Genomic DNA, 12,699 nt, shown 5'->3' on the forward strand with positions numbered 1-12,699 from the left:
CATGGGCAAGACTCTTATTCGCGGTGCGAAGGTCCTCGGTGGCGAGGCGCAGGACGTACTGATCGACGGCGAGACGATCGCGGAGGTCGGCACGGGTCTCAGCGCTGACGGCGCCGAGGTCATCGAGGCCGACGGCAAGATCCTGCTGCCGGGCCTGGTCGATCTCCACACCCACCTGCGCGAGCCGGGCCGCGAGGACTCCGAGACCGTGCTGACCGGCACGAAGGCCGCCGCGGTCGGCGGGTACACCTCCGTACACGCCATGGCCAACACCTTCCCGGTCGCCGACACCGCCGGCGTCGTCGAGCAGGTCTGGCGGCTCGGCAAGGAGTCCGGCTACTGCGACGTGCAGCCGGTCGGCGCGGTCACGGTCGGCCTGGAGGGCAAGAAGCTCGCCGAGCTGGGCGCCATGCACGAGTCCGCCGCCAACGTCCGGGTCTTCTCCGACGACGGCAAGTGCGTCGACGACGCGGTGATCATGCGCCGCGCCCTGGAGTACGTGAAGGCCTTCGACGGCGTCGTCGCGCAGCACGCCCAGGAGCCGCGCCTCACCGAGGGCGCGCAGATGAACGAGGGCATCGTCTCCGCCGAGCTGGGCCTGGGCGGCTGGCCCGCCGTCGCCGAGGAGTCGATCATCGCCCGCGATGTGCTGCTCGCCGACCACGTCGGCTCCCGCGTGCACATCTGCCACCTCTCCACCGCCGGCTCCGTCGAGATCGTCCGCTGGGCCAAGTCCCGCGGCATCGACGTGACCGCCGAGGTCACCCCGCACCACCTCCTCCTCACCGACGAGCTGGTGCGCACGTACAACCCGGTCTACAAGGTCAACCCGCCGCTGCGCACCGAGCGCGACGTCATGGCGCTGCGCGAGGCGCTGGCCGACGGCACGATCGACGTCGTGGCCACCGACCACGCCCCGCACCCGCACGAGGACAAGGACTGCGAGTGGGGCGCGGCGGCCATGGGCATGGTCGGCCTGGAGACCGCGCTGTCCGTGATCCAGCACACGATGGTCGACACCGGCCTGCTGGACTGGGCGCAGGTCGCCGACCGGATGTCCTTCCGGCCCGCGGCCATCGGCCGCCTGGAGGGCCACGGCCGTCCCGTCTCGGCTGGCGAGCCCGCCAACCTCACCCTGGTCGATTCCGCTTACCGTGGAGCTGTGGACCCCGCAGGGTTCGCCTCCCGCAGCCGGAACACCCCGTACGAGGGCCGTGAGCTGCCGGGCCGCGTGACCCACACCTTCCTGCGGGGCCGGGCAACGGTCGTGGACGGGAAGCTGGCGTGACACCTCTTGTAATCCGACTCGCCGAAGCGCCGCATTCGGCCGAGGTCACCAACTGGCCCGCGCGGATCGGCTGGGTCGTCGGCCTGCTGCTCTTCGTCGCGCTGCTGTACTGGCTGATGCGCGAGGGCTGGAAGTGGCGCGGCACGCTCCAGGGCGACCTGCCCGAGCTCCCCGTCACCCCGGAGGAGCTCGGTGAACCGCGGCTCACGATGAGCGGCCGGTACCACGGCTCCACCACCGCGGGGCAGTGGCTCGACCGGATCGTGGCGCGCGGGCTCGGCACCCGCAGCCGGGTGGAGCTGACGCTCACCGACGAGGGCCTGGACGTCGTACGCCCCGGAGCGACGGACTTCTTCGTCCCGGCCGCCGCGCTGCGCGAGGCCCGGCTCGACAAGGCCATCGCGGGCAAGGTCCTGCCGGAAGGCGGCCTGCTCGTCCTCACCTGGGCGCACGGCGACAAGCTGATCGACTCCGGATTCCGCTCCGACCAGGCGGCCGAGCACGCCGCCTGGGTCGAGGCCATCAACTCCATGAACCCATCCACCAAGACGGAAGGCGCACGATGACGACCTCCACCAGGGGAGCCACGAAGGTTCCCGCCGTACTCGTCCTGGAGGACGGCCGCAGCTTCCGCGGCCGTGCTTACGGGGCCGTGGGGGAGACCTTCGGCGAGGCGGTGTTCTCCACCGGGATGACCGGCTACCAGGAGACCCTGACCGACCCCTCCTACCACCGCCAGGTGGTCGTCATGACCGCCCCGCACATCGGCAACACCGGCGTCAACGACGAGGACCCCGAGTCCCAGAAGATCTGGGTCTCCGGCTACGTCGTCCGCGACCCCGCCCGCGTGCCGTCCAACTGGCGCTCCGTCCGCACCCTGGACGACGAACTCACACGGCAGGGCGTGGTGGGCATCAGCGGCATCGACACCCGCGCCCTCACCCGCCACCTGCGCGAACGCGGCGCGATGCGCGTCGGCATCTTCTCCGGTGACGCGCTGCCCGACGAGGGCACGCTGCTGGCCAAGGTCCGCCAGGCCCCCGAGATGAAGGGCGCGAACCTCTCCGCCGAGGTCGCCACCGAAGAGGCGTACGTCGTTCCGGCGATCGGCCCCGACGGCGGAGCCGTCCCGATCGGTACCGCGAGGTTCACCGTCGCCGCGATCGACCTGGGCATCAAGGGCATGACGCCGCACCGGATGGCCGAGCGTGGCATCGAGGTGCACGTGCTGCCCGCCACGGCGACCGTCGAGGACATTTACGCGGTCAAGCCGGATGGCGTGTTCTTCTCCAACGGCCCCGGTGACCCGGCCACCGCCGACCATCCGGTCTCCCTGATGCAGGCGGTGCTGGAGCGGCAGACCCCGCTGTTCGGCATCTGCTTCGGCAACCAGATTCTGGGCCGCGCGCTCGGCTTCGGCACCTTCAAGCTGAAGTACGGCCACCGCGGCATCAACCAGCCGGTGCAGGACCGCGTCACCGGCAAGGTCGAGGTCACCGCGCACAACCACGGCTTCGCCGTCGACGCGCCCCTCGACAAGGTCTCCGAGACCCCCTACGGCCGCGCCGAGGTCTCCCACGTCTGTCTGAACGACAACGTGGTGGAGGGGCTCCAGCTCCTCGACCGGCCGGCTTTCAGCGTCCAGTACCACCCCGAAGCGGCGGCCGGCCCGCACGACGCCGCCTACCTGTTCGACCGCTTCGTTAGCCTGATGGAGGGCCAGCGTGCCTAAGCGCACCGATATCCAGTCCGTCCTGGTCATCGGCTCCGGCCCGATCGTCATCGGCCAGGCCGCCGAGTTCGACTACTCCGGTACCCAGGCGTGCCGCGTCCTCAAGTCCGAGGGTCTGCGGGTCATCCTGGTGAACTCCAACCCGGCGACGATCATGACCGACCCGGAGATCGCCGACGCCACCTACGTCGAGCCGATCACCCCCGAGTTCGTCGAGAAGATCATCGCCAAGGAGCGCCCCGACGCGCTGCTGCCCACCCTGGGCGGCCAGACCGCGCTGAACACCGCGATCTCCATGCACGAGCAGGGTGTGCTGGAGAAGTACGGCGTGGAGCTGATCGGCGCCAACGTGGAGGCGATCAACAAGGGTGAGGACCGCGACCTGTTCAAGGAGGTCGTGGAGGAGGTCCGTAAGAAGATCGGCCACGGCGAGTCCGCGCGCTCCTACATCTGCCACTCGATGGACGACGTCATGAAGGGCGTCGAGGAGCTCGGCGGCTACCCCGTTGTCGTCCGTCCCTCCTTCACCATGGGTGGCGCGGGCTCCGGTTTCGCCCACAACGAGGAGGAGCTGCGCCGCATCGCCGGGCAGGGGCTGACGCTCTCGCCGACCACCGAGGTGCTCCTGGAGGAGTCCATTCTCGGCTGGAAGGAGTACGAGCTGGAGCTGATGCGCGACAAGAACGACAACGTCGTGGTCGTGTGCTCCATCGAGAACTTCGACCCGATGGGCGTGCACACCGGTGACTCGATCACCGTCGCGCCCGCGATGACGCTGACCGACCGGGAGTACCAGATCCTGCGGGACGTCGGCATCGCGATCATCCGCGAGGTCGGGGTGGACACCGGCGGCTGCAACATCCAGTTCGCGGTCAACCCGGTGGACGGCCGCGTGATCGTCATCGAGATGAATCCGCGTGTCTCCCGTTCCTCCGCGCTGGCCTCGAAGGCCACGGGCTTCCCGATCGCCAAGATCGCCGCCCGGCTGGCCGTCGGCTACACCCTCGATGAGATCCCGAACGACATCACGGAGAAGACTCCGGCGTCCTTCGAGCCCACGCTCGACTATGTCGTGGTCAAGGTGCCGCGCTTCGCCTTCGAGAAGTTCCCGGCCGCCGACGCCACGCTGACGACCACGATGAAGTCGGTGGGTGAGGCGATGGCCATCGGCCGTAACTTCACCGAGGCGATGCAGAAGGCGCTGCGCTCGACCGAGAAGAAGGGCAGCTCCTTCACCTTCACCGGCGACCCCGGTGACAAGGCCGAGCTGCTGGTCAAGGCGCAGGTCCCGACCGACGGCCGGATCAACACCGTCATGCAGGCCATCCGTGCCGGGGCGACCCCGCAGGAGGTCTTCGACGCCACCAAGATCGACCCGTGGTTCGTCGACCAGCTCTTCCTGATCAAGGAGATCGCCGACGAGATCGCGGCCGCCGACAAGCTCGGCCCCGAGATCCTCGCGGAGGCCAAGCGGCACGGTTTCTCCGACGCCCAGATCGCGGAGATCCGTGAGCTGCGCGAGGACGTTGTCCGTGAGGTCCGGCACGCGCTGGGCGTCCGTCCGGTCTACAAGACGGTGGACACCTGCGCCGCGGAGTTCGCCGCGAAGACGCCGTACTTCTACTCCTCCTATGACGAGGAGACCGAGGTCGCGCCGCGCGAGAAGCCCGCGGTGATCATCCTGGGGTCCGGGCCGAACCGGATCGGCCAGGGCATCGAGTTCGACTACTCCTGCGTCCACGCCTCCTTCGCGCTGTCGGATGCGGGCTACGAGACCGTGATGGTCAACTGCAACCCGGAGACCGTCTCCACCGACTACGACACCTCCGACCGGCTGTACTTCGAGCCGCTCACGCTCGAAGACGTGCTGGAGATCGTGCACGCCGAGCAGGTCGCGGGCCCGGTCGCGGGCGTCGTCGTGCAGCTCGGCGGGCAGACTCCGCTGGGGCTGGCGCAGGCGCTGAAGGACAACGGGGTGCCGATCGTGGGCACCTCGCCCGAGGCCATCGACCTGGCCGAGGAGCGCGGCGCCTTCGGCCGCGTCCTCACCGAGGCCGGGCTGCCCGCGCCCAAGTACGGCACCGCCTTCTCCTACGACGACGCCAAGAAGATCGCCGCCGAGATCGGCTACCCGGTCATGGTCCGCCCGTCCTACGTGCTCGGCGGCCGCGGCATGGAGATCGTCTACGACGAGCCGTCGCTGGGCGAGTACCTGGAGCGGCACGCGGGCCTGATCGACCAGCACCCGGTGCTGATCGACCGTTTCCTCGACGATGCGATCGAGATCGACGTCGATGCGCTCTACGACGGCTCCGAGCTCTACCTCGGCGGCGTGATGGAGCACATCGAGGAGGCCGGCATCCACTCCGGCGACTCCGCCTGCGCGCTGCCCCCCATCACCCTGGGCGGCTTCGACATCAAGCGGCTGCGCGCCTCCACCGAAGCCATCGCCAAGGGCGTCGGCGTCCGCGGCCTGATCAACATCCAGTTCGCCATGGCCGGGGACATCCTCTACGTGCTGGAGGCCAACCCGCGCGCCTCCCGTACCGTGCCCTTCACCTCCAAGGCCACCGCGGTCCCGCTGGCCAAGGCCGCGGCCCGCATCTCGCTGGGCGCCACCATCGCCGAGCTGCGCGCCGAGGGCATGCTGCCCAAGACCGGTGACGGCGGCACGCTGCCGATGGACGCGCCGATCTCGGTCAAGGAGGCCGTGATGCCCTGGTCGCGGTTCCGCGACATGCAGGGCCGCGGCGTGGACACCGTGCTGGGCCCGGAGATGCGCTCCACCGGCGAGGTCATGGGCATCGACTCGGTCTTCGGCACCGCCTACGCCAAGTCGCAGGCCGGCGCCTACGGTGCGCTGCCCACCAAGGGCCGCGCGTTCGTGTCGGTGGCCAACCGGGACAAGCGCGCGATGATCTTCCCGGCCCGGGAGCTGGTCCAGCACGGCTTCGAGCTGCTGGCCACCTCCGGCACCGCCGAGGTCCTCAAGCGCAACGGCATCAACGCCACGGTGGTACGCAAGCAGTCCGAGGGCGAGGGCCCGAACGGTGAGAAGACCATCGTCCAGCTCATCCACGACGGCCAGGTCGACCTGATCGTCAACACCCCCTACGGCACGGGTGGCCGCCTGGACGGCTACGACATCCGCACCGCCGCGGTGGCCCGCTCCGTGCCCTGCCTGACCACGGTCCAGGCCCTCGCGGCCGCCGTCCAGGGCATCGAGGCCGTCTCCCGCGGCGAGGTGGGCGTCAGGTCCCTGCAGGAGCACGCGGAGCACCTGACCGCGGCCCGCGACTAAGCAGCCAGCCGATCGAGGGGGACACCGACCACCACGGTGTCCCCCTCTCCCATGAGGACATTCCTGTGTACAAGCTGTTCTTCGATCTGTTCTTCAAGCGGATGGACCCCGAACAGGCCCACCACCTGGCCTTCGGCTGGATCCGGCTGGCCGCTCGTATCCCCGTCCTGCGGACCTTCGTGGCCGCCGTGCTCGCGCCGCGCTACAAGGAGCTGCGCGTCGAGGCCCTGGGGCGCCGGATGCACGGCCCCTTCGGGCTCGCCGCGGGCTTCGACAAGAACGCCGTCGCGATCGACGGCATGACCATGCTCGGCTTCGACCACGTCGAGATCGGCACGGTCACCGCGCAGCCGCAGCCCGGCAACCCCAAGAAGCGCCTCTTCCGCCTCGTGAAGGACCGCGCGCTCATCAACCGCATGGGGTTCAACAACGAGGGTTCCGCGGCCGTGGCGGCCCGCCTGGCGGCCCGCAAGGCCGCCTTCCGGACGACGCTCGGCGTCAACATCGGCAAGACCAAGGTCGTACCGGAGTCCGAGGCGATCGGCGACTACGTGACCTCGACCGAGCGGCTGGCCGGCCACGCCGACTACCTCGTCGTCAACGTCTCCTCGCCGAACACCCCGGGCCTGCGCAACCTCCAGGCCGTCGACCACCTGCGCCCGCTGCTCTCGGCCGTACGCGAGGCCGCCGACCGCACGGTCACGGACCGCCGGGTCCCGCTCCTGGTCAAGATCGCCCCCGATCTCGCCGACGAGGACGTCGACGCCGTCGCCGACCTCGCCCTCGAACTGGGCCTGGACGGCATCATCGCCACCAACACCACCATCGCGCGCGAGGGCCTGGGCCTGAAGTCCGACCCCGCGCTCGTCCAGGAGACCGGCGGGCTCTCCGGCCGCCCGGTCAAGGAGCGCTCCCTCGAAGTGCTGCGCCGCCTGTACGCCCGCGTCGGCGACCGCATCACCCTCATCGGCGTGGGCGGCATCGAGAACGCCGAGGACGCCTGGCAGCGCATCCTGGCCGGTGCCACCCTCGTCCAGGGCTACAGCGCCTTCATCTACGAGGGCCCCTTCTGGTGCCGCGCGATCCACAAGGGCCTGGCCGCGCGCCTGGCCACGAGCCCGTACGCCACCCTCGCCGAGGCCGTCGGCGCCGAGCACAAGAAGGTGACCTCATGACCCTGCAGCCTTTTGGTGCGCGTCTGCGCCGCGCCATGGACGAGCGCGGCCCGCTCTGCGTGGGCATCGACCCGCACGCCTCGCTGCTGGCCGACTGGGGCCTGAACGACGACGTCGCGGGCCTGGCCCGGTTCACCCGTACCGTCGTCGAGGCGCTCGGCGAGACGGTCGCGGTCTTCAAGCCGCAGGCCGCGTTCTTCGAGCGCTTCGGGTCGAAGGGCATCGCCGTACTGGAGACCGCCGTCGCCGAGGCCCGTGAGCGGGGCGCGCTGGTCCTCATGGACGCCAAGCGCGGCGACATCGGCTCCACCATGGCCGCGTACGCCGAGACCTTCCTGGCCAAGGACAGCCCGCTCTTCTCCGACGCGCTCACCGTCAGCCCGTACCTGGGCTACGGCTCCCTGAAGCCGGCCGTGGAGCTGGCCAAGGAGAACGGCTGCGGCCTCTTCGTACTGGCGCTGACCTCCAACCCCGAGGGCCAGGAGGTACAGCACGCCGTACGGGCCGATGGCCGCACCATCGGGGCCACCATGCTCGCCCACCTCAAGGAGGAAAACGCGGGCGCCGAGCCGCTGGGCTCCTTCGGGGCCGTCGTCGGTGCGACGCTGGGCGACCTGTCCTCGTACGACCTCGCCGTGAACGGGCCGCTGCTCGCGCCCGGTATCGGTGCGCAGGGAGCGACCCCCGCGGACCTTCCCGGGGTCTTCGGGGCCGCCGTGCGCAATGTGGTGCCGAGCGTCAGCCGGGGTGTTCTGCGTCACGGTCCGGACGCCGCAGGTCTGCGCGATGCGGCGGCGCGATTCGCCGAGGATGTGGCCGCAGCGGTCGGTTAGTGACAGCCACCGGCATTTTCCCCGGTGGTTTGGTACCGAAATGTCCTGGTCGGCAGAGGCTGACCAGGACTTTTCGTCTGTTCTCGCTGACTCTGGCGCCCTCGCCCGCTAGTCTCCGACGAGAGCACCGCACGTAAGCGCGTTGTTCGTTGCTCCGCAGGTGCGGGGCGACTAGGTTCCACACCGGTCCGTATCCGACAGTTCGACATCCGAGGTGACGTAGGCGTGGCTCTTCCGCCCCTTACCCCTGAACAGCGCGCAGCCGCGCTCGAGAAGGCCGCCGCGGCTCGCCGGGAGCGCGCCGAGGTCAAGAATCGGCTCAAGCACTCCGGTGCCTCCCTCCACGAGGTCATCAAGCAGGGCCAGGAGAACGACGTCATCGGCAAGATGAAGGTCTCCGCCCTCCTTGAGTCCCTGCCCGGCGTCGGCAAGGTCCGCGCCAAGCAGATCATGGAGCGGCTCGGCATCTCCGAGAGCCGCCGTGTGCGCGGTCTCGGCTCCAACCAGATCGCGTCTCTTGAGCGTGAGTTCGGCAACGCCGCTTCCTGAGGTGCTCAGGCATCCCCGGGGAGCTGGAATAATCGCTGCATGAGTTCTGCAGTCTCCCGGGGGGCGACCCCGGCAACCCCGGACAGACAACCGCGGCTGACCGTGCTCTCCGGCCCCTCCGGGGTCGGCAAGAGCACGGTCGTCGCCCATATGCGCAAGGTCCACCCCGAGGTATGGCTCTCGGTGTCGGCCACCACCCGCAAGCCGCGTCCCGGCGAGCGGCACGGCGTCCAGTACTTCTTCGTCGACGACGAGGAATTCGACAAGCTGATCGCCAACGGTGAGCTGCTGGAGTGGGCGGAATTCGCGGGAAATCGCTACGGCACCCCGCGTCAGGCGGTCCTGGACCACCTGGCGGCGGGCGAGCCGGTTCTCCTGGAGATCGACCTCCAGGGCGCCCGGCTGGTCCGTGAGTCCATGCCCGAGGCGCGGCTGGTCTTCCTGGCCCCGCCGAGCTGGGAGGAGCTGGTCCGCCGGCTCACCGGCCGGGGCACGGAGTCGGCCGAGGTGATCGAGCGCCGGCTGGCGGCCGCGCGTATCGAGCTGGCCGCCGAGAAGGAGTTCGACGAGACGTGTGTCAACACCTCCGTCGAGGACGTCTCCCGTGAGCTGCTAGCCTTGATGCTGAATAACTCCGGAGAATGATCTTCGCAATGTTTGTCGCGGATTTTCCGGAAATTCCCTGATCAACCCCTTCGGAAGGCAGAGAGTGTCCTCTTCCATCTCAACGCCCGAGGGCATCATCAACCCGCCGATTGATGAGCTTCTCGAGGCCACCGACTCGAAGTACAGCCTCGTGATCTACGCCGCGAAGCGTGCGCGCCAGATCAACGCGTACTACTCGCAGCTCGGCGAGGGCCTGCTCGAGTACGTCGGCCCCCTGGTGGACACCCACGTCCACGAGAAGCCCCTCTCGATCGCGCTGCGCGAGATCAACGCGGGTCTGCTGACCTCCGAGGCCGTGGAGGGCCCGGCCCAGTAAGGCCGCGGTAGTTTCACTCACCAAGGGCCCGGCAGAGCTCCTGCCGGGCCCTTGATGTGTCATGGGGTAGGTACACCTGTCTCAGTGGGGAGCAGCGAAGACGATGGACAAGCCGGAGCAGCCCAGGGTCGTCCTGGGGGTCAGCGGCGGGATCGCCGCGTACAAGGCGTGCGAGCTGCTGCGGCGGCTCAGCGAGTCGGGCCACGACGTACGGGTCGTGCCGACCGCGTCGGCGCTGCATTTCGTCGGCGAGGCGACCTGGGCAGCCCTCTCCGGCAACCCGGCCTCGACCGAGGTCTGGGAGTCCGTCCACGAGGTCCCGCACGTCCGCATCGGGCAGGGCGCCGACCTGGTCGTCGTCGCCCCGTGCACGGCCGACATGCTGGCCAAGGCCGCGCACGGCCTGGCGGACGACCTCCTCACGAACACGCTCCTCACCGCCCGCTGCCCGGTGATCTTCGCCCCCGCGATGCACACCGAGATGTGGGAGCACCCGGCCACCCAGGAGAACGTCGCGACCCTCCGCGCCCGCGGCGCGATCGTCATCGAGCCCGCTGTCGGGCGGCTGACCGGCGTCGACACCGGCAAGGGCCGCTTCCCCGACCCGGCCGAGATCTTCGAGGTCTGCCGCCGGGTGCTGGCGCGCGGCCCCGAGGCGGTCACCGCGGACCTCGCGGGCCGGCACGTCGTGGTCAGCGCCGGCGGCACCCGCGAGCCGCTGGACCCCGTCCGGTACCTGGGCAACCGTTCCTCCGGGAAGCAGGGATACGCGCTGGCCCGTACGGCAGTGGCGCGCGGCGCCCGCGTGACGCTGGTCACGGGGGAGACCGGGCTGCCCGATCCGGCGGGCGTGGACGTGGTCCACATCGGTACGGCCGTCCAGCTGCGCGAGGCGGTGCTGAAGGCGGCGGCCGACGCCGACGCCGTGGTCATGGCGGCCGCCGTGGCCGATTTCCGCCCGGCCCAGTACGCCCCCGGCAAGATCAAGAAGCGGGACGACGTGGAGCAGCCGCCGATCGAGCTGGTGCGCAATCCCGACATCCTCGCGGAAATCTCCGCCGAGCGGGCGCGTCCCGGGCAAATCGTCGTCGGGTTTGCCGCCGAGACGGATGACGTTCTGGCGAACGGTCGGCAAAAACTTGCCCGCAAGGGCTGTGACCTGCTGGTCGTCAATGAGGTCGGGGAGCACAAGACCTTCGGGTCGGCCGAGAACGAGGCGGTCGTACTGGCCTCCGACGGCACCGAGACCCCCGTGCCCCACGGGCCCAAGGAGGCCCTGGCCGACACGGTCTGGGACCTGGTCGCCGAGCGAATTTCCTGATCACTCGATGAGCCCATTCCGGCCCGGTGGCCACCGCAAACACCCTTGTTGTGGCATACCGTTGAGCGGCGCCCGAGGGCCGGATGGCAGGGTGTCCCTGGTCACGGCGCATCCACAGAACGAGACTGCGTGCCCGAACGGGACGCCTGACCGATAAACTGGCCGTGGATCGCGCCGAGCGCAGCTCTCGGCAGGTCCGTCAATGATCAGACAGCAGCCGCTGCAACCCCAGGGAGCGATGTGTCCCGCCGCCTGTTCACCTCGGAGTCCGTCACCGAGGGCCACCCCGACAAGATCGCTGACCAGATCAGCGACACCATCCTCGACGCGCTCCTGAAGGAGGACCCGGCGTCCCGGGTCGCCGTCGAGACGCTGATCACCACCGGCCTGGTGCACGTGGCCGGCGAGGTGACCACGAAGGCTTACGCCGACATCCCCACCCTCGTGCGGAACAAGATCCTGGAGATCGGTTACGACTCCTCCAAGAAGGGCTTCGACGGCGCTTCCTGTGGTGTCTCCGTATCGATCGGCGCGCAGTCCCCGGACATCGCCCAGGGTGTCGACACCGCCTACGAGAAGCGGGTCGAGGGCGACGAGGACGAGCTGGACAAGCAGGGCGCCGGCGACCAGGGCCTGATGTTCGGGTACGCCTGCGACGAGACCCCGGAGCTGATGCCGCTCCCGATCAACCTCGCGCACCGCCTGTCCAAGCGCCTGTCCGAGGTCCGGAAGAACGGCACCATCCCGTACCTCCGCCCCGACGGCAAGACCCAGGTCACCATCGAGTACGACGGCCACAAGGCGGTCCGCCTGGACACCGTGGTCGTCTCCTCGCAGCACGCCTCGGACATCGACCTGGACTCGCTGCTCGCTCCCGACATCCGCGAGTTCGTCGTCGAGCACGTCCTGAACGAGCTGATCGAGGACGGCATCAAGCTCGACACCGAGGGCTACCGCCTGCTGGTGAACCCGACCGGTCGCTTCGAGATCGGCGGCCCGATGGGTGACGCGGGCCTCACCGGCCGCAAGATCATCATCGACACGTACGGCGGCATGTCCCGCCACGGCGGCGGCGCCTTCTCCGGCAAGGACCCGTCCAAGGTCGACCGCTCCGCCGCGTACGCCATGCGCTACGTCGCGAAGAACGTCGTGGCGGCGGGCCTGGCCCAGCGCTGCGAGGTCCAGGTCGCCTACGCGATCGGCAAGGCCGAGCCGGTCGGTCTCTTCGTGGAGACCTTCGGCACCGCCACCGTCGACGTCGAGAAGATCGAGCAGGCCATCAGCGAGGTCTTCGACCTCCGCCCGGCCGCGATCATCCGCGACCTCGACCTGCTCCGCCCGATCTACGCCGAGACCGCCGCGTACGGCCACTTCGGCCGCGAGCTGGACGCCTTCACCTGGGAGCGCACGGACCGCGTCGACGCCCTCCGCAAGGCGGCGGGCCTCTAAGCACCCGTACTTCCTGCCTCCGGGCCCGTACCACTGCGGTGGCACGGGCCCGGAGGCGTTTCCGGCCGT

Annotated in this window: 11 protein-coding genes; all 11 read left to right on the forward strand. The window is 69.6% G+C overall.

Going from position 1 to position 12,699, the window contains the following annotated elements; all coding sequences use genetic code 11:
• The first annotated feature begins 1 nt into the window (after position 1).
• The 11 genes from AB0I82_RS20750 (at position 2) to metK (ending at position 12,630) form a co-directional block, all read left to right on the forward strand.
• Complete coding sequence (locus AB0I82_RS20750; protein WP_363258773.1) at positions 2-1,288, forward strand: dihydroorotase; 1,287 nt, start codon at positions 2-4, stop codon at positions 1,286-1,288.
• On the forward strand, positions 1,285-1,854 hold the full coding sequence (locus tag AB0I82_RS20755) for a hypothetical protein (protein ID WP_363258774.1): 570 nt from the start codon (positions 1,285-1,287) through the stop codon (positions 1,852-1,854). The genes AB0I82_RS20750 and AB0I82_RS20755 overlap by 4 nt, the downstream gene beginning before the upstream one ends.
• The gene (carA, locus tag AB0I82_RS20760) at positions 1,851-3,020 is read left to right on the forward strand and encodes a glutamine-hydrolyzing carbamoyl-phosphate synthase small subunit (RefSeq protein WP_363258775.1); all 1,170 of its coding nucleotides are present in this window, start codon (positions 1,851-1,853) and stop codon (positions 3,018-3,020) included. The genes AB0I82_RS20755 and carA overlap by 4 nt, the downstream gene beginning before the upstream one ends.
• Complete coding sequence (gene carB / locus AB0I82_RS20765) at positions 3,013-6,321, forward strand: carbamoyl-phosphate synthase large subunit (RefSeq protein ID WP_363258776.1); 3,309 nt, start codon at positions 3,013-3,015, stop codon at positions 6,319-6,321. Before carA ends, carB begins: the two co-directional genes overlap by 8 nt.
• Positions 6,322-6,386: 65 nt before the next feature.
• A complete protein-coding gene (locus tag AB0I82_RS20770; protein WP_363258777.1) occupies positions 6,387-7,496 on the forward strand; it encodes a quinone-dependent dihydroorotate dehydrogenase in 1,110 nt (369 codons plus the stop codon).
• On the forward strand, positions 7,493-8,329 hold the full coding sequence (gene pyrF, locus AB0I82_RS20775; protein WP_363258778.1) for an orotidine-5'-phosphate decarboxylase: 837 nt from the start codon (positions 7,493-7,495) through the stop codon (positions 8,327-8,329). The genes AB0I82_RS20770 and pyrF overlap by 4 nt, the downstream gene beginning before the upstream one ends.
• A gap of 225 nt (positions 8,330-8,554) precedes the next feature.
• On the forward strand, positions 8,555-8,878 hold the full coding sequence (locus tag AB0I82_RS20780) for an integration host factor (protein WP_030251572.1): 324 nt from the start codon (positions 8,555-8,557) through the stop codon (positions 8,876-8,878).
• A gap of 39 nt (positions 8,879-8,917) precedes the next feature.
• Positions 8,918-9,523 (forward strand): guanylate kinase, encoded by a 606-nt coding sequence (gene gmk / locus AB0I82_RS20785; protein ID WP_363258779.1) that lies wholly within the window; start codon positions 8,918-8,920, stop codon positions 9,521-9,523.
• A gap of 64 nt (positions 9,524-9,587) precedes the next feature.
• Positions 9,588-9,860 carry a DNA-directed RNA polymerase subunit omega gene (rpoZ, locus tag AB0I82_RS20790; RefSeq protein ID WP_006382157.1) on the forward strand — a complete coding sequence of 91 codons (273 nt, stop codon included), beginning with the start codon at positions 9,588-9,590 and terminating at the stop codon, positions 9,858-9,860.
• A gap of 103 nt (positions 9,861-9,963) precedes the next feature.
• The gene (coaBC, locus tag AB0I82_RS20795) at positions 9,964-11,181 is read left to right on the forward strand and encodes a bifunctional phosphopantothenoylcysteine decarboxylase/phosphopantothenate--cysteine ligase CoaBC (protein WP_363258780.1); all 1,218 of its coding nucleotides are present in this window, start codon (positions 9,964-9,966) and stop codon (positions 11,179-11,181) included.
• 240 nt (positions 11,182-11,421) lie between these two features.
• Positions 11,422-12,630: a methionine adenosyltransferase gene (gene metK / locus AB0I82_RS20800; RefSeq protein ID WP_363258781.1), complete on the forward strand. Its 1,209-nt coding sequence runs from the start codon at positions 11,422-11,424 to the stop codon at positions 12,628-12,630.
• Positions 12,631-12,699 lie beyond the last annotated feature (69 nt).

The organism is Streptomyces sp. NPDC050315 (assembly GCF_040655775.1).
In the GTDB taxonomy this organism is placed as follows: domain Bacteria; phylum Actinomycetota; class Actinomycetes; order Streptomycetales; family Streptomycetaceae; genus Streptomyces.